Raw genomic sequence first — 23,116 nt, 5'->3', positions numbered from 1 at the left:
TCTCTTTAGGATACAGGCAGGGTATCCAAAGCCGCTGGGTGGGAATTCTGCATGGGTGAAGCCATTCGCTACGACCTGCTTTTGGTGGGGGGGAGCTGCTCGAACCTAATCCTGGCCCATCGCCTTCTGGATCTGGCCAAGCTCTCTGGGCTTAAAATCTCCATTGCCATTTTGGAAAAAGCCCGGCAATTTGGTGGGCACATTGTCAGTGGCGCTATCTGCAACCCCCAGGTGATTGCCAAGCTTTTCCCGGATTTTGAGAGCCAAGGATTTCCCCACGAGGGGCGGGTGGAGGTGAGCCACCTGAGCATATTGGGATCCCAGGAACGGTGGGACTTGCCAGAGGCAGTGATCCCAAAGGGGTTGCGCAAACAGGGGCAGCTCATCCTCACCCTCAGCCATGTCATTCGCTGGCTGGCCGAAACCCTGCAGGAAAAAGCCAAAGGGATCCCCAACGTCACCCTGGACGTATTCCCTGGCTTTGCCGCCCATGAGATCCTCTATGAGGGGGAGCGAGTCATTGGGGTGCGGGTGAGCGACTCCGGCCAGGTTTATGAAGATTGCGTCTTTGCCGAGCTCACCTGCTTCGGGGACAAGGGATTTATCTCCAAAGATCTGGTCGAGAAGTTTCACCTGCGCCCCCGCCCGCAACTGTGGTCAGTGGGGGTCAAGGAGCTGTGGCAGATCCCTTGCTCACTGCAGGGGCAGGTGTGGCACACCCTGGGCTACCCGGTTTTGGATGGCAGCTTCAGCGGCGGCTTTGTCTACGGCCTCAAAGATAACCGCCTGGCCCTGGGCTTGATCATCGGCCTCGACAGCAAAAACCCCAACCTCAACCCGCAGCAGCGCCTGCAGGAGTTCAAGGCCCACCCCTGGATCCAGTCCCTCATTGCCGGCGGCAAGTTGCTCAAATATGGGGCTGCCGTCATTCCTGAGGGGGGCTACTACAGCTTGCCCAGCCGCTTTGGCGTCGAAGGGGCTTTGCTTTTGGGCGATGCCCTGGGGGTGCTGGATGTGGGCAGCCTGGCCGGGATCAACAACGCCATGGAGACCGGCTACCTGGCGGCGGGCCTCATTCACGACGGCTTTTTGAAAGGGGATCTGCGCATCCAAGCGGCCTACCAAAAAGCAGTGCTGGAGAGCTCCGTCGGCCAAGATCTCTACCGCAGCCGCTATTTTCGGGAAGCCTTTCTGGAAAACTCCCGCCTGCTGGAAGCATACCTGCCCCAGATCTGCCGCAGCGTCGATGCCGGCCATCCCTGGCTGGGATCTCTGCGCTGGGGCCTGCAGGATCCCGTGCGTCGTGGCGGAGAACTCCTGCGCGCCTACACCTTGCTCAGCGGACGGGTCAGCGCCGGCGAGCCGCCCCCCCAAGGCTATGTCGCCCCCCATGCCGCCATCCAAGCGGACTTTGTGGCTCCCCCAGGTCTGGATCCCGAAACATTGACCACGCGAGCGGGCTATTTCTCGCGATCCGATGCCGTCTTTTTTGCGGATCCCCGCTACCCCGAAGGCAACCGGCACATCCTCGAGTTCAGCGCCGAGATCTGCCGCCAGTGCATTGCCACCTACGACAAGCTCAACCGCCCCACCCCCTGCGTGGCCGATTGCACCGCGGAAGTCCACCACATCCGCGAGCAAAACGGCATCCGCTCCCACGCCATGTCGCTGGAAAACTGCATCCAGTGCCGCACCTGCGAGATCGTCTGCCCCCACTTAAACCTGCGGGTTAACCCCAGCTACGAGGGATCCGGCCCCGACTTTTATGGGCTCTAGCCGAGCTGTGGCCAGCGAAATAGGGGCTCAGCCTTGCTGGCATTATTGACGTTCTCTCCAGGGCCCCCCGTAGACGGGGGGTTGGGGAGGACGCCATAACCCCAACTACTGGGCCAAGCCGAGATACTTGCGTCGGATATTGCTCGAACCAATACCGTGGATCGAAATCCGCAGGCGCTCGTGACATCATCATAAAGTCGAGATAAGGCGGCTTATCCCCAGGGCTAAAGTCCGGGGCTTGCGCCGCCCGACCTTTGGTTACAGCTAGAGTTGCAGGGAGCAAGGCCGTTGAATTCCGCCCCGCTGATCCCACCCGCCCCCAGTCCTGAGTTGAGCCGCGAGCAATCTTGTGAGCTCTTGCGCGGCCAGCTCAGCTTGGCCTTAAAGGAAAACAACTTGGAACAGGCCAAATCTCTCCTGCTGCCGGTGCAGCCGGTGGACATTGCCGAGGTCATTGGGGAGTTGCCGGAGGCGCAGCAGGCTCTGGCCTTTCGCTTGCTGCCCAAGGATCTGGCTATCCGCGTTTACGAACACCTGGACATAGAGCTGCAACAGACGCTGCTGCGCGAGTTCAGAAGCCAAGAGATCCAGGACATCCTGGACAAGATGTCGCCGGACGACCGGGCCCGCCTCTTCGACGAACTGCCGGCCAAGGTGGTTGCCGAACTGCTGCCGCAGCTCAGCCCCGAAGAGCGGGAAGCCACAGCCTTGCTGCTGGGCTATGCCCCCAACACCGCGGGGCGGATCATGACTCCGGAATACATTTCCCTGCGAGAGAACCTGACCGCAGCCGAGGCGCTGGAGCGGGTGCGCCTCTTGGCCCGCGAAACCGAGACCATCTACTACCTCTACGTCACCGACCAAGAGCGACACCTGACGGGAACCCTGTCCTTGCGGGAGTTGGTGATGGCCGACCCGGTCCAGCGGCTGGAGGAGGTGATGAACCGGGAGGTGGTGTTTGTCAGCACCCACACCGACCAAGAAGAAGTGGCGCGGGTCATCCAGCGGTACGACCTGTTGGCGGTGCCGGTGGTGGATGCCGAGCGGCGACTGGTGGGGATCGTTACGGTAGATGATGTACTGGACATCCTGGAGCAAGAGGCCACCGAAGACATCTACTCCTTGGGGGGGTTGCAGTCTGGAGAAGAGGACTATTTCGACCTCAGCTTTTGGCAGGCGGCCCGCAAGCGGGTGGTGTGGCTGCTGATTTTGCTGTTTACCAACACCTTTACCAGCACGATTATTGCCGGTCAGGAAGAAGTCTTAAGCCAGGTGATTGCCCTGGCGGCTTTTATCCCCCTGTTGGTGGATAGCGGCGGCAACGTCGGCTCCCAGTCTTCGACGGTGGTGATTCGCGGCCTGAGCACGGCGACGGTGCGCCTCAAGGACGGGTTTGGGGTGCTGGCCCGGGAAGCGGCGGTGGGAGCCATGCTGGGGATCATGCTCAGCTTGATCACCATCGGCTGGGCCTATGCCCTGCAGCGGGATCTCTTGGTGGCGATCATCGTCGGGCTGAGCCTATTTGGGATTTCTGTTCTCTCTTCGGTGTCGGGGGCGGGGCTGCCCTTTTTGTTCCGCTCCTTCGGCTTCGATCCCGCTTTGATGGCTACCCCCTTCATCACCACGATTGTGGATGTGCTAGGGGTGTTGATCTACTTCTCCGTTGCCCGCTTAATCCTGGGAATCTAGCCCCGGCTGGCAACCCCTCCAAGCCCTTGCCGAACTTGGGCTAGGTTGGATCTGGTCTTGTTGCGGATCCCTGCCGATGTCTGACCATTCTGTGGAGGTCCAGGCGGCTCTCCCGGAGATCGTGGCTCGCTTGCAAGCAGCCCTGGGATCCCAGGGGCTGGGACATCTGCAGGTGCAGGCGCGTCTTTCCGGACACCGCCTGTTGCTGCGCCTGGAAGGGGATCCCCTCCCGGATGCGGATCGGCTGCTGCAGGGCCTCTTGCCAACCCTAGAGGAAATAGCGTTGAGCTACCGGCAGCGCCAGGTGGAGCTGTTTGGCTTTCCCCCCAACGAAGGGATCCCGGAGTGGCACCGCGAGTGGCGCTACCAGCCGCCGCCCAACCCCAACAGCCCCTTGTATCGCGCCCAACGCGGGGATGGAGAAGCCATCCAGTATGTGCTCGACTACCTGCTGCGCCCGCAGGGGATCCAGGCCCGCGTCCATCTGCACCCCAAGCTGGGCCTCTTACAGGTGAACTTGCAGGCAGCGGAAGTTCCGGATCCGGCTTGGGCCAAGGACTTTGTGCGGCGGGCCTTGACCCGTCTGGAATGGACCTTTGTGCAGCGGCTGCGGCTTTCCGGGCAAAAGCTGGGCTCCTTCTTGCCGGCCTGGAGCCAAGAGTTCGATCTCAAACAGCCCGCCTTTTGGCAGGCTTCCCCGACCAGGCTTTCTCCCTTTCCTTCTCCAGCAGCCGACGCCGCCGAGGGCGAGCCCTCTCCACCTTCCCCGGCCGCTCTAGACTAAAGGGCAGGGCTCAGGGGGTCGGCCATGCGGGTTGTTTTCTTTGGCACGCCGGAGTTTGCTCTGCCCTCGCTGCAGATCTTGTTGCAGCCGCAGTCTCCCTTTGAAGTGGTGGGATTGGTCTGCCAGCCGGATCGGCCGCAGGGGCGAGGACAGAAGGTGCTCCCCCCGCCCACCAAGATCCTCGCCCAAGCCCACGGGATCCCGGTGTGGCAGCCTGGCCGGCTGCGGCGGGATCCAGAGGTGCTGGCGGCGCTAGAGGCGCTGGCTGCCGATGTGTTTGTGGTGGTGGCCTACGGCCAGATCTTGCCGCCGGCGGTGCTGCAGATGCCCAAGCTGGGCTGCATCAATGTCCACGCTTCCCTCCTGCCGGCCTATCGCGGCGCCGCCCCCATCCAGTGGGCCATTGCCAACGGCGAGACCGAGACCGGCGTCACCACCATGCTCATGGACGAAGGCATGGATACGGGGGCCATCTTGCTGCAGGCCAAGCTGCCCATCGAGCCGGAGCAGACCGGCTTGGAGCTGGCCTCCCAACTGGCCCAACGGGGGGCAGAGCTGCTGGTGGAAACCCTGGTGAAACTGGAAAAAGGAGAGCTGACCCCCATTCCCCAGGATGACTCGCGGGCAACCTATGCCCCCCTGCTTAAAAAACAGGACTTCCAGCTCGACTGGCAGCGCCCGGCCCAGGCCTTGCACAACCAAATCCGCGCCTTTTCCCCGGACTGTTTTACCGGCTTGCAGGGGCAGCGGATTAAGATTGTCCGCTCCGCCGCTCCCCAGTTGCACCCGCCACCTGCCGAGCTTCCCCCGGGCAGCCCCGGAGAAGTGGTGGGACTGGCCAGGGGAGAAGGGGTGTATGTGGCCACAGGGGAGGGATCCCTCCTCATCCGGCGGGCCCAACTGCCCGGCAGGAAGGAACAGTCGGCCTGGGATCTGGTCAACGGCGGCCAACTCAGGGTGGGCATGCGCTTTGAGGTGCTGCCGGATCCCTAGCCCCGGCCCCCCTCTTGTCCCCCCGCCTGCGGGGGGATGTAGGGGGGCGGGGGTGGTCGCGTTAGCGGCGCGGAGCGCTTGGAACTACTCGGGCTGGGGAAATTCCTCCCACAGGCGGGTGTGTTGGCGCAGGCTGAGGAACTGCCCGCCGCCGAGGATGAGGTGATCCAAAACCGGGATCTGCAGCAGTTGCCCCGCCTGCAAGAGTTGCCGGGTGAGAGCAAGATCTTCCGGGCTGGGATCCAAGCTGCCGGAGGGGTGGTTGTGGGCCACCAGGATGCGGCTGGCCCCTTGCCTAATGGCGCTGCGGAAGGTTTCCCGCGGGTGGGTGAGGGTTTCCGTGGCGGTTCCCCGGGTTACGATCTGCTGGCCGATGAGGCGGTGTTTGATGTCCAGGTGCAGGACGGCAAAATGCTCCTGGGGCTCCCACATCAGGTCGCCGCTTAGGGCCATGGCCGCCTGTTCCGGCGATTCAATCACCGTCCGCTCGGGGGGTCGGGCCAAAAAGATCCGCCGCCCCAGCTCGATGGCGGCCAACACTGTTGCTGCTTTGGCTGGGCCAATGCCCTCAATTTGCAGCAGCTCTCCGGCTTCCACCTGGCGCAGTTGGGCCAGGGGATCCCCTTGGGCTTCCAATGTTTTCAAGAGCAACTGGGCCAGGCCCACAGCCGAGAGCTTGCCCGGCCCCTGGCCGGTATTGAGCAAAATGGCCAGCAGCTCGGCGTGGGAGAGGCTTTTGGCCCCTTGGCTGAGCAGCCGCTCGCGCGGGCGATCCTGAAGGGGAAGGTCGCTGATCCGCAACACGTACTGGCCCATATCTTCCCTAGGTTTTCTTCAACAGCCAAAAGGGGCTGCGGCGCTCCACGGCCTGCCAAGCTGCCGCTGGGATCCCTGGCTCCGTTAGCTCAGCTACAAAGGGATCCCAGGTCACCAGATAGTCGGGCACCTGGCCTTGGGCTTGCCAGGCAGCCAGCTCCTCCAGCTTGGCGGCATAGGGCACCCGCAGCGGACCATAAAAATAGGGTACAAACGAGCGGAGCCCGTAGAGGCCAACCCTTCCCGAAAGAGCCGGTTCTGGGCCGGCAAACTGGCGGAAAAAGTAGACGGATCCCCCCTGGGTATGCTGCAACACCCTTGGGAAGATGCAGCTCCAGGCCAACTGGGCGCTGAGTCCAGTGGCCAAGAGCAAGATGGCCCATCCCCGAACGCTCTGCCGCGCCCTGATCCAGGCCAGTCCCCCCAGCACCAGGAGCAAAGCAGGGCCATAGGTGAAGAAGGGCCATTCCACCTCGGCCTGTAGGTATCCCAGGGCCAAACGGCCGGTTAGGCTGTCGGGGATCCCCAAGGCGGCCCCCACTTGGGCCCGCAAAGCCGGATCCTGGGATCCCAGCCACGGCAATAGCAGCCACAGGGCCAGCCAACCCAGGCCGCTGAGCAGGATCCAGGCAGTTTCCCCAAAGCTGGGCCCCCTTTTCTCGGCAACCAGGCCTTGCAGGCGCAGGGCGGCAAAGTAGGCGCCGATGGGGTAAAGCAGCGAGGTGTAGTGGATCAACTTGGTTTGCACCAGGAGCGAAAACAGGGCCAGCACCACCCCAAAGGCCACCAAGAGCAGGCGTTCTGCCCGCTGAGTTAAATCCGCAGCCGCCGAGTCAATACTCCTGGGGATCCTCTCCAGGATCCCGGCCAGGGCCAAAGCCCCCCAGGGAAAGCACCCCCAGGCAAAGGCCAAAAGATGCAGGTAGACCGGGCCCGGATGGCCGCTGGGGGTACTCACCAGACCCCACTGGTAGTGCCAAAACGCCGCCAGCCACTGCAGCCCCCGCGCTGTCACTTCCAGCACCAGCCAGGCCAGGGGAACAGCCGCCGCCAGGCCCAAAAAGATCACCATCTCCCCCCACCCCATTGGCGGATCCCGCTGCCAGAGCTTGTAGAGGATCCAGATGGCTAGCGGCAACACCAGCCCCACCGGCCCCTTGGCCAACACCGCCAGGCCCAAAGCCAGCGCGCCCAGAGCTCTCCACCCCTGACCGGAGCGCCCGGCCCGACGCGCCTCCTCAGCAGCCCAAAGGGATCCCAGCCCCACGCCCATACCCAAATTCAGCAGCGGGTCGATGAGGCCGGTTTTGTAGAAAAACAGGGGCAGGTAGCCCGTCAGGAGCAGGATCCCCCAGAGGCAGCCAAACCCCGCCCCGCGCAGCCGCCCTCCCCACGCCACCAAAAGGGCTACGGTGATCCCGCCAACCCAGGCATTGGGCAGCCGCGCCGCCCCTTCGTTGACCCCCAGGGCCGCCATCGCCAGGGCCTGCAGCCAAAAAAAGAGGGGGGGCTTTTCGAAAAAAGGCTCGCCGTTAATTTGCAAAGCCAGGGGATCGCCGCTGGCCAGCATCTGCCGCGCCAAGCTGGCGTAAATGAGCTCGTCCCAGTCAAACAGGTAAGGGATCTCCTGGCCCGCCCACAGCCATAGGCCGGCCAAAAGCCCCAGGGATCCCTTGAGGCGGCCCAGAAGCTTAGCCATGGACAGCTTCTAGAGGCACCACCCGGCCCACACTCTCGGGCGAGTGCAATAGCCGCAGCAACTGGGCTGCCAGAGCGGATCCCTCGATCTCTGCAGGAATCTCCACCCCACACCAGCGGCTGGAGCTCTCCCGCAAGGCCGCCACCCAATCGGGAGTTAGGGATCCCCGCGCCACCCCCATCAGTTGCGGCAGCGGATCGCGGCGGTAGAGCCCGATCCAGCGCAGGCCCAGTTGGAAGGGCCCAGGCCGAAAGCGGGGGTTGGGGCTGCCGTCCGCCTCAAACTTGCTCAGCATCAGTTGCAGGGAATAGATCTGGCGGGTATTCAAAGGGGGAGCAGCAACCCGGCGGGCGCGAAAGGTAGGCACCATCTCGGCAAAAGGCACCTGGACGGTCTGCTCTTCCCCTGGGGTGGTGTCGAAGGCATAGCCGTAGGCCGGGCTGTCCCAACCCCCTTGATCCCGCAGCAGAACCTTGTAGCGCTGCCCATCCCCCCGCAGCCGCAGCTCCAGGCCGGCAAACCCCGACACATCCAAGGGAGGCTGCCAGTTGCGGGTGCGCGTGGAAACAAAGCCGCCGAAGTTGGCCGTGGAAACCTGCCCCGTAAACAGCAGCTCGCCCTCGCCCCAGAGCAGTTGGCTTTGGCTCACCCCGCCCATCACCACATCGTCTAGGATGCCCCAGAACTGGTTCACCTGGGGGTCAGGCCGGCGAAAGTCAAAGAGCATCTGTTCCGTCTGGCCGCTGCGGCGCAGCCGCTCCAGGTGGGCCTTAGCTTCCTCCCGGTTCTCCAGACCCAGGATGACCCTGGCTGTCACCTCATCCCCTCTCTCCTGGACTTCCGCCCCCTGCTGTTGCAGCGCCTCCGCCAGCCCCACTGGTAGGCCATCGCCCAAGAAGATCACGGGAAGAGGAGCTGAAGTCGCCAGGGAAGGAGGCATGAAGTCAACCGCTGCTGCTTGGAACCCATTCTGAACCCAGCGCCATAGGTCGGCAAAGGGCAGCGCTTCGTAGTAGGTCAGCGTGTTCCAAAACCGCCCCAGGTCCCAAGGCATTGCCTACCCACTTAGAGAACGCACGCAGGAGAGATGCTTACAGGATAGCCCCAGCCAGGGGATCCCTGGCAATTGAACCGCCTTTGAGGACTCCTCAACCCTATCTGTCCCAACCTCTGCTGTCCTCTCCAGGAGGAAAGAGATCCCTTCTCCGAGTTTGCTTTTGTGTATCGCATTGCCGATCTCGGCAGGGTGGGGGCAATAACCCGACCGTTGAAGGGGCCCTGAATTCGCAATCAAACTTAACACCAAGGTCGAAGAGAACGCCTTGCAAAACGGATCCCGGATCCCATCTGCAAATGATCTCGCAATGGTCTATTCTTGATCCTGTTGTCGGGTTTGTCGCTGGAGCAGAGCTGACCCCTTTTCTAAGATCGAACTACGGAGAACCATGTTTAGCAAATTTTTTTCTCTTCAGAAAGCGTTCGCGGCGGCGCGTCGTCGGTTACTGATCCTGATCTTGGTTTTGGGGATGGCCGGGTATGCCTGGGGGCCGGCCTTGGCGGCCAGGCAGATTCCTCCTGTAGCCTTGTCGCCAACCGAGTCCATCACTTTCACGGAAGCGCAACTGGCCAGAGGAAAGCAGTTATTCAACAGGGCCTGTGCCCAGTGTCATGTGGGTGGACAGACCTATCCCAATCCGGATGTTACCTTGAAGCTCTCGGATCTGGAGGGGGCAACACCTCCCCGCGATAATGTGTTGGCGATCGTGGACTACATCAAGAACCCGGTCACCTATGACGGGGTAGAGTCCCTGGTGGAATATCATCCCAACACCCAGCTTCTAAGTGAGTATCCTCGCCTGCGCAACCTCACCGATGAGGATCTGAAGTTAATTGCCGGCTACATCCTAGTGCAGGCTAAGACCGTGCCCGGCTGGGGCGGCACCAAGAGCGAATCCCACAGTGACCTTTCGGCCTATCTCTGATGCCTGGGCAAACTCAAGGGGCAAAGCGGTGGCGGGTCCCGGGCCGTGGCTGGAGGTGGGCCGGGATCCTGCTTCTGGTATGGCTAGGGCTAGCTAGCCCAGCAGCAGGCCGCATTGATCCTTACGTGAGCCACTATCTGCGAACCACTGAGCCGATAGAGCTGCCCTGGGATGCGGAAGGGCACGTGCTCACCTTTACTCCAGAGCAACTTACCGACGGGAAAAATCGCTTTCAGTCCGCCTGTCTGAACTGCCACGTGGGTGGCTCTACCCTACCGGCCCCCAACATTTCCCTTTCGCTCAAGGACTTGCGCGGCGCCACCCCACCCCGCGACACCATTCAAGCCTTGGTGGAGTACCAACGGGATCCCCGCAGCTACGATGGCACCGAGGTTAGCTATGGCTGCCGCCCCGTGCCCCCCTCCTGGATGGATGATGAAGCGCTGCGCAACCTGGCTGCCTTTATCCTCAGGGCGGCTCAAGTGGCTCCGGGCTGGGGATCCAACGCAATCGGAGGTGGCTGAGGAGTCGGGGTTTCCTCCGCCGCTCCTTGCAGGGGTGGTGGTAGCCTGGTGAAGAGGGAAGGTGGCGGCCATGCTCCAGAATATCCGCTCCATACTCCTGGGCCTGTGGATACTGACCCTGCTCGTTTTCCTTGTCCAAAACTGGGGATCTGCGGCAGCCGTAGTCGTAGCCGGGCAAGCTGGCGCTGCGATTCCTTTGTCGCTGACGCTCTTGACGGCCTATGGGGTAGGAGTGGGCTTGGGGTTTCTGTATGTGGGCGCTTGGCGGCTGCACGACCGGGTATTCCAGCGACAGGCAATCCGCAAGTTAAACCAGCTCATCGAGCGACTGCGCTTTTTGGAAGCGCAGATGATTCCCCCCGACCACTATTTGCCTCAGGATCTGCCGGATCCCCAGGCAGGCCGCTATTCCTACTCCAATATCCCGCCGGAACGCATTCGCGACCCGGCTCCTAAATCTGCCAATCCTGAGGAAGAACTTGAGGAGGAAGACGACGCGGCCACAGCCCCCAACTGGCGGATCGTCCGACGGCCCTATTCTGCCCAGGAGGAAGAGGAATGGGACTCTTGAACTGGTGGCGATCTTCTGCGGCTCCCTCGTCTGAGTCCGACCCTCGACCGGAACCCCAGGGACAGAATAACTATCTGCTGATCGTTCTCGACAGTTGCCGTTTCGACAGCCTGCTGGCCGCCAACCCCAAGCATCTGCTCAAGCTGGGATCCCTGGAAAAGCGCTGGAGCTACGCTTCCTGGACGGCTCCCGCCCACTACAACCTGCTCATGGGCCTGCTGCCCCACACCAGCCCCACCCAGGTTTTCGCGTCTGAACACTACAAGCAGGAATATTTGCGCTACAACGAGCGCCTCGGTACCCGGCAGCCGATCGAGTTCAAGCATCTGCTGCCCCACCTCTATTTGCCGACGCTACTGAAGCACCAACTGGGCTACACCACCCACGCCATGGTCTCCCTGCCGGTGCTCAACCCCAGCACCCTGCTCAACCGCGACTTCGATTCCTACCGCCTCATGCCGCGCCACAACGACATGGCAGCCATGGTGGAGCAGTTGCGCTTTGATCCGGATCGCCCCAGCTTTTACCTGTTGAATGTGGGCGAAACTCACTATCCCTACGCCCTGCCCGATGAGGATCCCAGCCTGTGGCCCCGCATCTCTGGGGTGAATGGCGTGTTAAAGCGCCTGGATGAAGGGGAAGAGGCCGGGATCCCCTTTTTCAGCGCCGCCCAGTTGGAGGAGCTGCGCCAGCGGCAGATCGAGGCGGTGCGCTACCTAGATGGGGTTTTTGAACAATTGTTCGATCTGGTTCCCAAAAACACCTACATCACCGTTACCGCCGACCACGGCGAATTGTTCGGGGAAGGGGGCTATTTTGGCCATGGCCCCATCCACCACGAAAAGGTGCTGGAGGTGCCTTTTATCGAGGGAAAAATTCGCTGAGGCCCTCACCCCCGGCCCCTCTCCCAAAGGGAGAGGGGAGATACGGATTCGGGTTCGGCTCCGCTTGGAACGTCAGCACGCTAAACCTGTTGGGTCTCCGGTTTGGGCAAGGTGGGATCCCGGCGAGTTTCTCTGCGACTTTCGCCCAGAGAGGTCACTCTCGTGGTCGAGTCCAAGCCCTCTTCGGCGGCCAAGTCGGCGGAACGCGCGATCTCGTAGAGGCTTTTCACCACACTGGTTAGGGGAATCGCGACGATGACGCCCAGGATGCCCCCCAGTTGCGCCCCCACCAACAGGGCGATCAAGATCCACACCGGGTTGAGGCCGATCAGTTCCCCCATCAGGCGGGGGGCGATGACCCGATCCTTAACCTGCTGCACAATTAGGGAGACCAGCACCACCTTGAGGCTGAGCCAGATATCCTGAAAGGCCAGCAGCACCGCTGCCGCGCCGATGCCAATAAAGCCCCCCACCAGTGGGATCACCTCCAGCAGGCCGATCAACAGGCCAAACAAAAGCCCGAAGGGCACGCGCAAAAACCCAAAAATTGGCACCAGCATCAGGGCCATGATGAACCCCAACACCAACTGGCTGATGAGAAAGTTCTGGAAACTCAGAGCCAGGGCTTCGCCGATGCGCGGTCCCCAGGGCTTGGGGAAGAGGCTGAGCAACCCCTGCCAGAACTGCCCCCCGTAGAGCAGCATGTAGAGGGCCAGCACCAACACCAACACCAGATCGATCACCTGATTGAAGGTGCCCAGGAGGATGTCCAGGGATTGGCCGGCAATTTTTTCGGCGCTGGCCTGCAGGCGGTTGAGGAGGGTGTTCACCAGCTCTGTCTGGCCGAGGTTGATGTTGCGCTCTGCCGCCCACAGGCTGATTTGATCCAGCCAGCTTTGTAAGGTATCCACCCACTCCGGGATCCGCGCCCCCAACTGCACCACCTGCTTGGCCAGGATGGGCACCACAGCGATCCCCACCAAGGCCAGCAGCACCACCGACAGGGCAAAAACCAGGGTGACTGCCAAACCGCGGCTTACCCGATAGCGCCGCAGCACCTGCACCGGATAGTTGAGCAAAAAAGCCAGCACCGCCGCCGTCAGGATGGTGGTGAGCAGATGGCCAAACAGCCGGCCCACCTGTAGGGCCAGCCAGCCGCTGATGACGATCAAAATCCAGGTGAGCAGCAGCCGCTGCAAAGGCGAGAAGCGATTCATGCCAGGGGGATCCCCAAGAGCCTAAAAACCCAGGATGCTATATCCACTATCCACATAGATCACCTGGCCGGTAATGCCGCTGGCCAGGTCGCTGGCCAGAAAAGCTGCCACATTGCCCACCTCGAGCTGGGTGATATTGCGCCGCAGCGGAGCTTTCTCCTCGACCGCGTGCAGCATGGCATGGAAATCAGCAATGGCCGAAGAAGCCAAGGTGCGAATGGGTCCAGCGGAGATGGCATTCACCCGGATCCCGGCGGGGCCCAGCTCGGCCGCCAGGTAGCGAACGCAGGTTTCCAGGCCCGCTTTGGTGACAGCGGCCATGTTGTAGTTGGGCACCACCCGCACCCCCCCCAAATAGGTGAGGGTGAGGATGCTGCTGCCGGATCTCAAGAGAGGCTTGGCGGCCCGGCAGAGGGCAATCAGGGAGTAGGTGCTCACATCCATGGCCAGGGCAAACCCTTCCCGCGAGATATCGCTAAAGTTGCCGCTCAGCTCTTCTTTTTTGACGAAAGCCAGGCAGTGAACCAAGATATCGACCTGACCCCATTTCTGGGCTATTGCCTGAAACAGCTCGTCAATCTGCTGGTCGCTTTGCACGTCGCAAGGGAGGAGAAAATCCGGCTGCAGGGGCTCGGTGAGCTGCTGGACTTTGGTCTTGAAGCGATCCCGCTCGTCCGGCAGATAGGTAACCCCCAACGTCGCCCCCGCTTTGTGCAGTTGCTGGGCAATGCCCCAGGCGATGGAGCGCTCGTTGGCAATGCCGGTTACCAAGGCTTTTTTTCCGGTCAGGTCTAGCATACGGAAAGGTGGGGTAGGTTCTTCTCTATCCTTCCACAGTCCGGAACAGGGGATCCTGTTCAGCCGGGCTGATAGGTGGAGGCCACGTGCAGTTCTTTGAGCTGCTTGGCCTCGACGCCGGAAGGGGCACCGGTGAGCAAACACCTGGCCTGCTGGGTTTTGGGAAAGGCGATGACATCGCGGATGGAATCTTCCCCCGCCAAGAGCATCACCAGCCGGTCTAGGCCATAGGCGATGCCGCCGTGGGGCGGGGTGCCGTACTCGAAGGCTTCCAGCAAAAAGCCAAACTTGTCCCGCGCCTGCTCAGGGGTAAGGCCAATGGTCTGGAAAACCTGCTCCTGGATCTCGCGCTGGTAGATGCGCAGGGATCCCCCGCCCACTTCCACGCCGTTCCAGACCAGGTCGTAGGCCTGGGCCCGCGCCGTTTTCAGGTCGGCCAAGTCGTCGGGGTGGGGGGCGGTAAAGGGGTGGTGCAGGGCTTCCAGGCGGTTTTCCTCGGCATTGAATTCAAACAGGGGAAAATCGGTGATCCAGAGGAGATTCAAGGCGTTCTCCGGGATCAAGCCCAGCTCCTGGCCCAGGTGCAGCCGCAGGCGGCCCAGCGACTCGTTGACCACGGCAGCCGGCCCTGCTCCAAACAGCAGCAGATCCCCCGGCTTGGCGTTGGTAAGCTGCAGCAACTGCTGTTCCTGCTCGGGGCTGAGGCTTTCTTTGAGGGCGCCGATGGTGTCGAGGCTGCCGGGCCGCACCCGGATGAAGGCCAGGCCACCCGCCCCGTACTGGGTGACCAGCTTGAACAGATCCCCGCCCGGCTTGATGCGGGTGTTGGAGATCTTTTCGTCGCCGCCCGGCACCGGCAGAACTTTGATCACACCGCCCTCTTGCAAGGCCTTGGCGAAGACCTTAAAGCCGGATCCCTGAAACAGCGGCGAAACATCCACCAATTCCAGCCCAAAGCGGGTGTCGGGCTTGTCGGAGCCGTAGCGGGCCATGGCCTCGGCATAGGTCAGCCGCGGGAAAGGGCGGGGCAGGTCGATGCCTTTGACGGTTTTGAAGATATGGCAGAGGAGCCGCTCGTTGAGTTCCAGGATCGCCTCCTGATCCATAAAGCTCATCTCCATGTCCAGCTGGGTAAACTCCGGCTGGCGATCCGCCCGCAGATCCTCATCCCGAAAGCAGCGGGCAATTTGGTAGTAGCGATCCACGCCGGCCACCATCAGCAACTGCTTAAAAAGCTGGGGCGACTGCGGCAGGGCAAACCACTCCCCGGGGTTGACGCGGCTCGGCACCAGGTAATCTCTGGCACCTTCGGGGGTAGAGCGGGTGAGGATGGGGGTCTCCACCTCGATAAAGCCTTCTTCGTCCTCCAGGAAGCGGCGGATGGCCTTGATGACCTGGTGACGCAGCTGCAGGTTGCGGGACAGGCGCTCTCGCCTCAAGTCCAAGTAGCGGTAGCGCAGGCGGATCTCCTCCCGCACCTCTTCCCCTTCCTCCCCCGAGACGCTGAAGGGAAGCTGCTTGCCCACCCGGCTGAGAATTTCCAACTCTTCCGCGTAGACCTCCACCTCGCCGGTGGCCAGGCGGGGATTAAAGGAGTCACTAGGTCTTTGGTGAACCGTTCCCGTTACCCGCACCACATATTCGCTGCGCACCTGCCCCGCCAGCTCGTAGGAGAGGGGGGCTTTCTGGGGATCGGCCACCAGTTGCACGATGCCGGAGCGATCCCGCAGATCCAAGAAGATCACACCGCCGTGGTCGCGGCGGCGGTCGATCCAGCCGTAGAGGGTGACGGTCTGGCCGATGTGGGCCGGGCGCACTTGGCCACAGTAGAGGGAACGAGGCGGGCGACGGATGGCAGCAGGCATGGACGCGGTGAGATAACGAGGGTCTGAGCCCCTATCATACAAAACTCAGCCCCACCGTCTCGATGCTGCCCCTCAAGGACAGTCAGGGGATCCGCCCAAGGCCGCCACGATGGTGCAGGTGTTGAGGCGCATCATGGCGACGTAGGTTTCGGCGCCGCTGCCTGCTTCCCCCAAAGAGTCCGAGTACAGTTCCTGTTCGGCTACCTGCACCCCGGCTTCGGCGGCCACCGTCTGGATGAGAGCGGGGTTAAGGGTGGTCTCGGCAAAGACCGCCGGCACCCCCAGGGCGCGGATCTCCTCCACCAACTGGGCCACCGTCTGGGCGCTGGGCTGTTCCTCGGTGCTGATCCCCAGGAGGGATCCCCCCATCTTCAGGCCGTAGGCTTGGGTGTAGTAGGCAAAGGCATCGTGGGTGGTCACCAGAACCCGGTTGGCGGGGGGAATGGTCTGAATCTGTTCCCCGATCCAGGTGTGGAGCTCCTCCAGCTCCGCCCGATAGGCGGCGGCATTGGCCTGGAAAAAAGCGGCTTCGTTGGGGACTTGCTCCGTCAGCTCCTGGGCAATGTGCTCCACCATGAGGATGACGTTTTCCACATTGCCCCACACGTGGGGATCCGGCGTCGGGATCCCGTCTTCATCGGCGACGATGGGCTCAAGGATCTCGGCCAGGGCAACCCGCCGCGCTCCTTGGGCCGTGGCCTCGATAAGACGAATTAACCCCGGCTCCAGGTTGTAGCCGTTGTAAAACACCAGATCCGCTTGCTCCAGGGCCGCGGCATCGGCCGGCGTCGGCTCATAGACGTGGGGATCCACGCCCGGCTGCAGCAGGCTGCTGAGCTGGATGCGATCCTGCCCCACCTGCCCTACCCAATCGGCAATCAAGGTGGTGGTGACCACGACGCGGGGACGCGCCACAGCCAAGCCAGCCAGGGACAGCCAACCCCCGATCACCAGGCCAAATCCCACCGCCAAGCGGCGCCCAGCAAAAAACAAAGCTTTCATTTTCATAATCGTTTCATGATTCATGTACCCCCCTAGGTTACACTGGTCTTGATGAAAATGAAAGGAAAATGAAAAAACCAGCGGTTTCTCTCCCGCTTCGTCCGGCCTCCCTGGTGGTGCGGGATCTGACGGTGCGCTACGGCAAGTTGCTGGCGTTGGAGAGGATCGGCGCCGAGATCCGGCCGGGGCGCATCACGGGCATCCTGGGGCCCAACGGGGCCGGCAAGAGTACATTGCTCAAGGCGCTGTTGGGGTTGGTGCCCAAAGAGGGGGGCGAGGTGCGCTACGGCGGCCAGGTGCTGCGGGGGGAGCAAGTGGCCTATGTGCCGCAGCGGTCGGCCATCGACTGGAGCTTTCCGGCCACGGTGTGGGATGTGGTGCTGATGGGACAGGTAAGAGCTGCCGGCTGGTTGCGCCGCATCGGGCCAGAAGGTCGGGAGCGGGCCGCGCAAGCCCTGGAGCGGGTGGGGATGGGAGCCTATCGGGATCGGCCCATTGGTCGGCTATCAGGGGGACAGCAGCAGCGGGTGTTTTTGGCGCGGGCTCTAGCGCAGGAAGCGGAGATCTACGCCCTGGACGAGCCGCTGGCCGGGATCGACCAGCCCAGCGAGGCCATTGTGTTTCAGGTGTTGCGGGAGCTGGCCGACGCCGGCCATATCGTGATGGTGGTGCACCACGACCTGGGGCAGGCGCTGGCCTACTTTGACGAGGTGCTGCTCCTCAACCGCGTGCTGATTGCCCAGGGATCCCCGCAGCAGGTGTTGCAGCCGCAGGTGTTGCAGCGGGCCTATGGCCGTATCCTGCCCTTGGACTCGGCTGCCTAGGGGGTGAGAGGTGGTATGGAAGGGCTCTGGCACACCCTGGCGGATCCCTTGCGCTTTGCCTTCATGCAGCGGGCCCTGTTGGTGGCCGTGGCCATCGGCATGCTCTGCGCCGTGGTGGGCAGCTATCTGCTGGTGCAAAGCTTGGCCCTGCTGGGAGATGCCCTCAGCCATTCGCTGCTGCCGGGCCTGGCCATTGCCTACATGCTGGGCCTAAACCTTTTTGTCGGCGCCTTCGTGGCGGGGTTGCTGAGCGCTCTGCTCATCCAGTGGATCCGCTCCGCCACTCCCCTCAAGCCCGATGCGGCCATGGGGATCGTCTTTTCTGCTTTCTTTGCTTTGGGGATCCTGTTGATCACCCTGATCCAACGGCGGGCCCGCATCGATCTCAACCACTTCCTCTTCGGCAACCTGCTGGGGGTAAGTGCTGCCGACGTGTTGACGGTGGTGGGCATCACCGCTCTGGTGCTGGGATTGGTGGCCCTCTTTTTTAAAGAGCTGACTTTTTACAGTTTCGATCCCCTGGGAGCCAAGGCAGCCGGCCTGCCCACCGAGGGACTGGGCTGGGGGCTGATGGCGCTCACCTCCCTAACTTTGGTGGCCAGCATGAAGGCGGTGGGGGTGCTGCTGGTGCTGGCCATGCTCATCACGCCGGCAGCAACAGCCTACCTGTTGGTGCCTCGCCTGCAGCAGGTGATGCTGCTGGGATCCCTGTTTGGCGTCAGCACTAGCTTGCTGGGGATGTACGCCAGCTACTACCTCAACGTCGCTTCTGGCCCGGCTATTGTCCTGGTGGCCTCCACCTGGTTTGGCTTGGCCTTTCTGGCCAAAGTCATCTTCGGCCAAAGCTAAAGGCCGGGGAGAGGGATCCCCGGCCCAGAGCCTATCGGATTAGAAGCGGGAAGAACGGCTATCCCGCCTGCCGCCGCCTGCGCCGGCCTGACGCGGCATGGCCTTGTTAACCCTCAGATCCCGGCCCATCCAGGTGGCGCCATCCAACTCATCGATGGCTTTTTGCTCGTCGGCCTCGTTTTCCAGTTCCACAAAAGCAAAGCCGCGCTTGCGGCCCGTCTCCCGATCCACCGGCAGCTTGATTTGCTTGACGGTGCCGTACTCGGAAAACACAAGCCGTAGGTCTTCTTCACTGGCCTTGAAGGACAGATTGCCCACAAAAATGGTCATAACGTAGCGAACTCCGAACCTTAACCTTTAGCGCTCAGTTCGGAAGCTCACCTGGTTAGACCATTGGCTCAATCCGAACCTGATGCCATCCACATCTTAGTCTCCCCGACGGCATTTGCAAACTACCTGTCCAAGATCTTTTAGCGGCGCTTGTCCTGTCCCAGGGGTTGGCGTTTGGGAATGCCGGGAGGACGGGGATAGCAAGCTGGTGTAGGGGCGACTTTCTCCAACAGCAGGCAATGCCGCATCCCGTGGCTGTGGGGGGTAGTGAAGGCTTCGACATGGATCAGCTTCCCCCCCAAAAGAGAAAGGGCCCGCTTCAGGGTTTGGGCTTCTGCCTCGGTCCAATGGCCGCGGTAGAGAATGGCGCGTCCCCCCACCTTGAGCAGGGGCAGGCAATACTCGGCGCAGATCTCCGCCGCTGCCACGGCTCTGGCCAAGGCCAGATCGTAGCTGCCGCGTTCCTGCGGGTCTTGCCCCCAGATCTCTGCCCGTTGGGCCACCGCCCGCGCCTGGGCGAGGGAAAGCTGCTGCAAAACTTCTTGCACAAAGGCGATCTTGCGTTGGCTGCTGTCTAGGAGGGTGAAGTGGGCCTGGGGCAGGGCGATCTGGGCCGGGATCCCTGGAAACCCTGCCCCGGTGCCGATGTCGATCCCGCGCCAGGGCTGAGCTTGGATTTCATCCCAGGATCCCAGCAGGCGCAGGCCCCGCAGCGAGTCCCACAGGTGTTTCTCCCAAAAATCGATGGGATCGGTGATGCGGGTGAGGTTTTGGGTGCGGTTTCCGGCCATCACCAGGGAATAGAGCTGTTGCAGTTGCTGCTGCTGCGGCTCAGAAGGCTGCCAGCCCAGATCCACCAGCCAGCTTGACCACAGGGCCTCCAGTTCTGGGGGCTCAGAAGCAGGCGGGTCAGCCTTCTTCATCCCAGGGATCGCAGCCATGGCAATCCCAGTTTTAAGCCGGCGGGGATGGCTTTGTCGGCCCAGCCCTTGAGCTCTTCGGCCAAGCCCTGCAAAGAGCGATCGGCCCCCAGCAGCTCCTGGTTCAGGCAAACCAACTCCTGCAAATCCAGCTCCTGACAGTGGATCCCCTCTTCCACCAGCAGGTTAATCGGCTGTGGCTGGGCCTGGAAGGATTGACGGGAGGCCAACTCCAGCTCCACATCCAGAAGCACCTGCTCCAGTCGCTCCACCTGCTCTTGCATCTGCGCCAGCAGGGCTGCCAACTGTTGGCAGTAGTGGTGAACCCGCTGGGCATAGACCTTGAGCGGCAAGGTCAGCGGCAACAGCGATTCAGAGAGCACCTGGATCAGGTGCTGGGCTTCCAGCTCTTCCAGTTGTAGGTCTTGCCAAATGGCCTGATAGAGGCGCAGCGAATGGCGGCAGCTTTCCAGGCGCCGGTAGCAGGGCTGTAACACCGAGGCTCGCAGCTCCTGCAGATAATCCCTCCACAGCTGCCCCACCTCCACGATCCAGTGGGAGCGAAGAAAACTCCACCCCTGAGCCAACAGCCAACTCATCACCAGGCCCGCCAATAACTGGTTTTTTTGTCGTAACAGGAAAGGCGAAAGCTGCTCTCCCCAGATGGCCAGACCCAGCCAGAGCAGGGCGGCCAAAGCCAAGTGGGGCAAGCTGATCATCTCGGCCAAAAGCTGGGCAGAGCAGCGCTGGCGCAGCATCCAGACCATCCCAGCGCCCAAGCTGTAGAGTCCTCCCCCCAACAGCGGGATCACCACCAGCCATAGGGGTTGCCCTCTCCCCAAGTGCAGCAACGACCCACCCTCGCTCAGCGCATCCCAACTGAGCAAGTACAAGGCCAACAAAGCCAAAACCACACCCCACCCTTGCTGCCGCTTGAGACGGCGAGCCAGCAGACGACGGCGACGACGAAGATACGTTTGAAAGGACTCAGCAACAACGGACATAAAACGATGGCACTGCGGATCTTTGCCAGTATCTCCACCGGTCTGGATGGCTTCTTTTTTCGATCATAAGTCTTGCCTTTACCTGGTCATCTGGGTTCCCCGTTGCGATGGTTGCTGGGAATCATTGCCTAGCCAGTGAGCGGTTTTTTAGCGAAAACTCTCTTCCCACCCGATAGGGACTCTCCAGGACAGGCAACTGCAAGCAAGCGCCTCCATCCCTGTTACGATGGAAGAGCCCTTAATGTTTCTTATCCACAGCCGAGTTAGTCGCTAGGCCCGGCTTTCTCATTCTGCACTTGCGAGGTTTTGTGAACTCTTCTACCTCTCCCCTCCCTCCCGGCCTTTTTCCTTCCTCCCTCAAGGTGCAGCGCCAGATGATTGTTATTCTCGATTTTGGATCCCAGTACTCTGAGCTCATTGCCCGGCGTATTCGCGAAACCCACGTCTATTCGGAAATCCTTTCCTACCGCACCACTGCCGAGCAACTGCGGCAACTGCGGCCCCAGGGCATCATCCTCTCCGGCGGCCCCAACTCGGTCTATGAGCCGGGCGCTCCCGCTTGTGACCTGGAGATCTGGAACTTGGGGATCCCCATCCTGGGCGTGTGCTACGGTATGCAGCTTATGGTGCAGCAGTTGGGGGGCAAGGTGGAGCCGGCCCAGAAGGGGGAATACGGCCGTGCCGCCCTGCACATTTTGGATCCCACCGATCTGCTCACCAACCTGCCAGAAAGCAGCATCATGTGGATGAGCCACGGAGACTCGGTGACCGAGTTGCCCCCGGGCTTTCATTCGCTGGCTTACACTGACAACACCCCCTTTGCCGCCATTGCCGATCCGGCGCGCCGTCTCTACGGGGTGCAATTTCACCCAGAGGTGGCCCACTCGGAGGCCGGTGCCTTTCTCATTCGCAATTTTGTCTATCACATCTGCGGCTGCGAGCCCACCTGGACAACGGAAGCTTTTCTGGAGGAGGCCATTCGGGAAGTCCGTGCCCGCGTGGGCGACAAGAGGGTGCTGTTGGCCCTTTCGGGGGGGGTGGACAGCTCTACTTTGGCTTTTCTGCTACACAAGGCCATTGGGGATCAGCTCACCTGCGTGTTCATCGACCAGGGGTTCATGCGCAAAGATGAGCCGCAGCGGCTGCTGCGCCTTTTCCAAGAGCAATTTCACATCCCTGTCCACTACGTGGACGGACAAGAGCGCTTTCTCCGCCAGTTGCAGGGGGTCACCGATCCCGAGGAGAAGCGCAAACGCATCGGGGCAGAGTTTATTCGCGTGTTTGAGGAGGAGTCGCAGCGGCTGGGCCCCTTCGAGTACCTGGCCCAGGGCACCCTTTACCCCGATGTGATCGAGTCGGCCAACACCAATGTGGATCCGGTTACCGGAGAGCGCATTGCCGTCAAGATCAAAAGCCACCACAACGTCGGCGGCTTGCCGGAGAATCTGCGCTTTAAGCTGGTAGAACCTCTGCGCAAGCTCTTCAAAGATGAGGTACGGCAACTGGCCCGTTCGTTGGGCTTGCCGGAAGAAATTGTTGGCCGCCATCCTTTCCCGGGGCCGGGCCTGGCCATCCGCATTGTGGGCGAGGTCACCAAAGAGCGGCTGGAGATCCTGCGCGAGGCCGACATGATTGTCCGCCAGGAGATCAACCGCTCCGGCTACTATCCCAAGCTGTGGCAAGCCTTTGCCGTGTTGCTGCCGGAAGTGCGCTCGGTGGGGGTGATGGGGGATAAGCGCACCTATGCCTGCCCGGTGGTGGTGCGACTGGTCACCAGCGAAGACGGCATGACGGCGGACTGGGCTAGGGTGCCCTACGACCTCTTGGCCACCATCTCCAACCGCATCGTCAACGAGGTGCCGGGCGTCAACCGCGTAGTCTACGACATCACCTCCAAGCCCCCCGGCACCATCGAGTGGGAGTGATGCTGGTCGGGCGGGATCCCTTGCCTCTGGCCTCAAGGCCGGACTGGAGCGATTACCTATGGCCTGCTTCCGGCAGGGAATAGGAAGGGCTTGAGCTGAAAGGCTGAGCGGCTTGCACTTCCATACGGGCCAGGGTTGTGGCCGCGTCGGCCAGTTGTAGGGCTAGGTTGGCACGGCTAATCGGATCCCGGGCATTCCAGAGATCTTGTCCCAGACAAAACACTCGATAGCGAAAAGCTTTGATGGAGTGCGATGGGATCACTTTGACGGTCATGGTTACAACCTTTTTTCCACAGCAATCTGAGCGTTCAGCAGAACCCGCTCCGGCTCGAGGTAAACAAATGTTACCAAAACAACTTCGTTGGCACCCCTAATCGCAACCGGGCAGGTGGCTTTTTGCGGTTCCACCCGTTCATGCCGTACCCCCACAGTGTATTCTCCAATCGGCAGGTCATCAAAGCCGGCGTCGGCGTAGATTAACTCGATGGTTTCTTCGGCAATCAGTTGCCCCTCCCGCTCCAGAAAGGCGACAAAAGGGATCCCGTCGATGGAAGTGAGGGCGTTGTTGGCCTGGTTGCGGATCATCACAAAGATGTCGGACATAGCTGGGATGCCGCTCCGAAAGACTTATGCAACGCTGAACAAAGCAGAACTTTGCCCAGCA

At 61.7% G+C, this 23,116-nt stretch carries 23 protein-coding genes; 11 read left to right on the top strand and 12 right to left on the bottom strand.

Translation table 11 applies throughout. The features are described from left to right. Window positions 1-51 precede the first annotated feature (51 nt). From NW855_RS11925 to fmt, 4 genes are all read left to right on the top strand, one after another. Window positions 52-1,776: an electron transfer flavoprotein gene (locus NW855_RS11925; RefSeq protein ID WP_414402904.1), complete on the top strand. Its 1,725-nt coding sequence runs from the start codon at window positions 52-54 to the stop codon at window positions 1,774-1,776. Between the two features lie 288 nt (window positions 1,777-2,064). After that, entirely contained in the window at window positions 2,065-3,465 is a 1,401-nt protein-coding gene (gene mgtE / locus NW855_RS11920; RefSeq protein ID WP_414508819.1) for a magnesium transporter, read from the top strand. A 76-nt stretch (window positions 3,466-3,541) separates the two neighbouring features. Next, on the top strand, window positions 3,542-4,249 hold the full coding sequence (locus NW855_RS11915) for a hypothetical protein (protein ID WP_071813519.1): 708 nt from the start codon (window positions 3,542-3,544) through the stop codon (window positions 4,247-4,249). Window positions 4,250-4,273: 24 nt separating this feature from the next. After that, window positions 4,274-5,242, top strand: coding sequence for a methionyl-tRNA formyltransferase (fmt, locus tag NW855_RS11910; RefSeq protein WP_099813161.1), 969 nt, complete (start codon window positions 4,274-4,276; stop codon window positions 5,240-5,242). Between the two features lie 84 nt (window positions 5,243-5,326). Here fmt and radC read toward each other — a convergent pair whose 3' ends face one another. From radC to NW855_RS11895, 3 genes are read right to left on the bottom strand one after another with little or no spacing between them, the layout of a single operon-like run. Continuing rightward, entirely contained in the window at window positions 5,327-6,058 is a 732-nt protein-coding gene (gene radC / locus NW855_RS11905; RefSeq protein WP_011430522.1) for a RadC family protein, read from the bottom strand. A 7-nt stretch (window positions 6,059-6,065) separates the two neighbouring features. Further along, entirely contained in the window at window positions 6,066-7,757 is a 1,692-nt protein-coding gene (locus NW855_RS11900) for an ArnT family glycosyltransferase (RefSeq protein ID WP_414402539.1), read from the bottom strand. Next, window positions 7,750-8,811, bottom strand: a complete 1,062-nt coding sequence (locus NW855_RS11895) for a CIA30 family protein (protein WP_011430520.1) — start codon at window positions 8,809-8,811, stop codon at window positions 7,750-7,752. The genes NW855_RS11900 and NW855_RS11895 overlap by 8 nt, the downstream gene beginning before the upstream one ends. A 391-nt stretch (window positions 8,812-9,202) precedes the next feature. On the opposite strand from NW855_RS11895, the gene psbV reads away from it, so the two are divergent. The 4 genes from psbV (at window position 9,203) to NW855_RS11875 (ending at window position 11,718) form a co-directional block, all read left to right on the top strand. Then, the gene (gene psbV / locus NW855_RS11890) at window positions 9,203-9,739 is read left to right on the top strand and encodes a photosystem II cytochrome c-550 (RefSeq protein ID WP_011430519.1); all 537 of its coding nucleotides are present in this window, start codon (window positions 9,203-9,205) and stop codon (window positions 9,737-9,739) included. Then, a complete protein-coding gene (gene psbV2, locus NW855_RS11885) occupies window positions 9,739-10,263 on the top strand; it encodes a photosystem II cytochrome PsbV2 (protein WP_414402540.1) in 525 nt (174 codons plus the stop codon). Before psbV ends, psbV2 begins: the two co-directional genes overlap by 1 nt. A gap of 70 nt (window positions 10,264-10,333) precedes the next feature. Beyond that, window positions 10,334-10,834 carry a hypothetical protein gene (locus NW855_RS11880; RefSeq protein ID WP_414402546.1) on the top strand — a complete coding sequence of 167 codons (501 nt, stop codon included), beginning with the start codon at window positions 10,334-10,336 and terminating at the stop codon, window positions 10,832-10,834. Beyond that, complete coding sequence (locus tag NW855_RS11875) at window positions 10,822-11,718, top strand: sulfatase-like hydrolase/transferase (RefSeq protein ID WP_083759164.1); 897 nt, start codon at window positions 10,822-10,824, stop codon at window positions 11,716-11,718. Before NW855_RS11880 ends, NW855_RS11875 begins: the two co-directional genes overlap by 13 nt. A gap of 80 nt (window positions 11,719-11,798) precedes the next feature. Here the strand turns inward: NW855_RS11875 and NW855_RS11870 are convergent, their stop codons facing one another. The 4 genes from NW855_RS11870 to NW855_RS11855 all read right to left on the bottom strand — a co-directional run bounded on the left by NW855_RS11870 (window position 11,799) and on the right by NW855_RS11855 (window position 16,600). After that, window positions 11,799-12,935 (bottom strand): AI-2E family transporter, encoded by a 1,137-nt coding sequence (locus NW855_RS11870; protein WP_011430515.1) that lies wholly within the window; start codon window positions 12,933-12,935, stop codon window positions 11,799-11,801. Between the two features lie 21 nt (window positions 12,936-12,956). Further along, the gene (gene fabI, locus NW855_RS11865; RefSeq protein ID WP_011430514.1) at window positions 12,957-13,733 is read right to left on the bottom strand and encodes an enoyl-ACP reductase FabI; all 777 of its coding nucleotides are present in this window, start codon (window positions 13,731-13,733) and stop codon (window positions 12,957-12,959) included. A 59-nt stretch (window positions 13,734-13,792) separates the two neighbouring features. Continuing rightward, on the bottom strand, window positions 13,793-15,598 hold the full coding sequence (gene aspS / locus NW855_RS11860) for an aspartate--tRNA ligase (protein WP_414508818.1): 1,806 nt from the start codon (window positions 15,596-15,598) through the stop codon (window positions 13,793-13,795). A gap of 72 nt (window positions 15,599-15,670) precedes the next feature. Further along, window positions 15,671-16,600: a metal ABC transporter solute-binding protein, Zn/Mn family gene (locus NW855_RS11855; protein WP_414388506.1), complete on the bottom strand. Its 930-nt coding sequence runs from the start codon at window positions 16,598-16,600 to the stop codon at window positions 15,671-15,673. A 68-nt stretch (window positions 16,601-16,668) separates the two neighbouring features. On the opposite strand from NW855_RS11855, the gene NW855_RS11850 reads away from it, so the two are divergent. Both NW855_RS11850 and NW855_RS11845 read left to right on the top strand, forming a co-directional pair. Continuing rightward, window positions 16,669-17,424, top strand: a complete 756-nt coding sequence (locus NW855_RS11850) for a metal ABC transporter ATP-binding protein (RefSeq protein ID WP_011430511.1) — start codon at window positions 16,669-16,671, stop codon at window positions 17,422-17,424. Window positions 17,425-17,439: 15 nt separating this feature from the next. Continuing rightward, the gene (locus NW855_RS11845) at window positions 17,440-18,273 is read left to right on the top strand and encodes a metal ABC transporter permease (RefSeq protein WP_414508817.1); all 834 of its coding nucleotides are present in this window, start codon (window positions 17,440-17,442) and stop codon (window positions 18,271-18,273) included. Window positions 18,274-18,312: 39 nt separating this feature from the next. Here NW855_RS11845 and NW855_RS11840 read toward each other — a convergent pair whose 3' ends face one another. From NW855_RS11840 to NW855_RS11830, 3 genes are all read right to left on the bottom strand, one after another. After that, window positions 18,313-18,603 carry an RNA recognition motif domain-containing protein gene (locus tag NW855_RS11840; RefSeq protein ID WP_011430509.1) on the bottom strand — a complete coding sequence of 97 codons (291 nt, stop codon included), beginning with the start codon at window positions 18,601-18,603 and terminating at the stop codon, window positions 18,313-18,315. 140 nt (window positions 18,604-18,743) lie between these two features. Beyond that, on the bottom strand, window positions 18,744-19,526 hold the full coding sequence (gene rsmG / locus NW855_RS11835; RefSeq protein WP_011430507.1) for a 16S rRNA (guanine(527)-N(7))-methyltransferase RsmG: 783 nt from the start codon (window positions 19,524-19,526) through the stop codon (window positions 18,744-18,746). Further along, a complete protein-coding gene (locus tag NW855_RS11830; protein ID WP_011430506.1) occupies window positions 19,523-20,527 on the bottom strand; it encodes a hypothetical protein in 1,005 nt (334 codons plus the stop codon). The genes rsmG and NW855_RS11830 overlap by 4 nt, the downstream gene beginning before the upstream one ends. A 374-nt stretch (window positions 20,528-20,901) precedes the next feature. Between NW855_RS11830 and guaA the strand changes: the two genes are divergently transcribed. Further along, on the top strand, window positions 20,902-22,452 hold the full coding sequence (gene guaA / locus NW855_RS11825) for a glutamine-hydrolyzing GMP synthase (protein WP_099813400.1): 1,551 nt from the start codon (window positions 20,902-20,904) through the stop codon (window positions 22,450-22,452). Window positions 22,453-22,504: 52 nt separating this feature from the next. On the opposite strand, the gene NW855_RS11820 is transcribed toward guaA, so the two are convergent. Then, window positions 22,505-22,726, bottom strand: coding sequence for a hypothetical protein (locus NW855_RS11820; RefSeq protein WP_011430503.1), 222 nt, complete (start codon window positions 22,724-22,726; stop codon window positions 22,505-22,507). Between the two features lie 2 nt (window positions 22,727-22,728). Next, window positions 22,729-23,055, bottom strand: a complete 327-nt coding sequence (locus tag NW855_RS11815; RefSeq protein WP_228375221.1) for a hypothetical protein — start codon at window positions 23,053-23,055, stop codon at window positions 22,729-22,731. Window positions 23,056-23,116: the final 61 nt, after the last annotated feature.

The organism is Synechococcus sp. RC10B2 (genome assembly GCF_047502635.1).
Note: the sequence above shows the minus strand (reverse complement) of the source record. Positions and strands in the feature narration are given on the sequence as shown.

Coding starts and splice junctions, on each gene's coding strand:
- NW855_RS11900 (WP_414402539.1), bottom strand. CDS start 7,757: ATGGCTAAGCTTCTGGGCCGCCTCAAGGGATCCCTGGGGCTTTTGGCC.
- radC (WP_011430522.1), bottom strand. CDS start 6,058: ATGGGCCAGTACGTGTTGCGGATCAGCGACCTTCCCCTTCAGGATCGC.
- psbV2 (WP_414402540.1), top strand. CDS start 9,739: ATGCCTGGGCAAACTCAAGGGGCAAAGCGGTGGCGGGTCCCGGGCCGT.
- guaA (WP_099813400.1), top strand. CDS start 20,902: ATGATTGTTATTCTCGATTTTGGATCCCAGTACTCTGAGCTCATTGCC.
- rsmG (WP_011430507.1), bottom strand. CDS start 19,526: ATGAAGAAGGCTGACCCGCCTGCTTCTGAGCCCCCAGAACTGGAGGCC.
- NW855_RS11830 (WP_011430506.1), bottom strand. CDS start 20,527: ATGTCCGTTGTTGCTGAGTCCTTTCAAACGTATCTTCGTCGTCGCCGT.
- psbV (WP_011430519.1), top strand. CDS start 9,203: ATGTTTAGCAAATTTTTTTCTCTTCAGAAAGCGTTCGCGGCGGCGCGT.
- NW855_RS11875 (WP_083759164.1), top strand. CDS start 10,822: ATGGGACTCTTGAACTGGTGGCGATCTTCTGCGGCTCCCTCGTCTGAG.
- aspS (WP_414508818.1), bottom strand. CDS start 15,598: ATGCCTGCTGCCATCCGTCGCCCGCCTCGTTCCCTCTACTGTGGCCAA.
- NW855_RS11850 (WP_011430511.1), top strand. CDS start 16,669: ATGAAAAAACCAGCGGTTTCTCTCCCGCTTCGTCCGGCCTCCCTGGTG.
- fmt (WP_099813161.1), top strand. CDS start 4,274: ATGCGGGTTGTTTTCTTTGGCACGCCGGAGTTTGCTCTGCCCTCGCTG.
- NW855_RS11895 (WP_011430520.1), bottom strand. CDS start 8,811: ATGCCTTGGGACCTGGGGCGGTTTTGGAACACGCTGACCTACTACGAA.
- NW855_RS11880 (WP_414402546.1), top strand. CDS start 10,334: ATGCTCCAGAATATCCGCTCCATACTCCTGGGCCTGTGGATACTGACC.
- fabI (WP_011430514.1), bottom strand. CDS start 13,733: ATGCTAGACCTGACCGGAAAAAAAGCCTTGGTAACCGGCATTGCCAAC.
- NW855_RS11870 (WP_011430515.1), bottom strand. CDS start 12,935: ATGAATCGCTTCTCGCCTTTGCAGCGGCTGCTGCTCACCTGGATTTTG.
- NW855_RS11815 (WP_228375221.1), bottom strand. CDS start 23,055: ATGTCCGACATCTTTGTGATGATCCGCAACCAGGCCAACAACGCCCTC.
- NW855_RS11915 (WP_071813519.1), top strand. CDS start 3,542: ATGTCTGACCATTCTGTGGAGGTCCAGGCGGCTCTCCCGGAGATCGTG.
- NW855_RS11925 (WP_414402904.1), top strand. CDS start 52: ATGGGTGAAGCCATTCGCTACGACCTGCTTTTGGTGGGGGGGAGCTGC.
- NW855_RS11855 (WP_414388506.1), bottom strand. CDS start 16,600: ATGAAAGCTTTGTTTTTTGCTGGGCGCCGCTTGGCGGTGGGATTTGGC.
- NW855_RS11820 (WP_011430503.1), bottom strand. CDS start 22,726: ATGACCGTCAAAGTGATCCCATCGCACTCCATCAAAGCTTTTCGCTAT.
- NW855_RS11845 (WP_414508817.1), top strand. CDS start 17,440: ATGGAAGGGCTCTGGCACACCCTGGCGGATCCCTTGCGCTTTGCCTTC.
- NW855_RS11840 (WP_011430509.1), bottom strand. CDS start 18,603: ATGACCATTTTTGTGGGCAATCTGTCCTTCAAGGCCAGTGAAGAAGAC.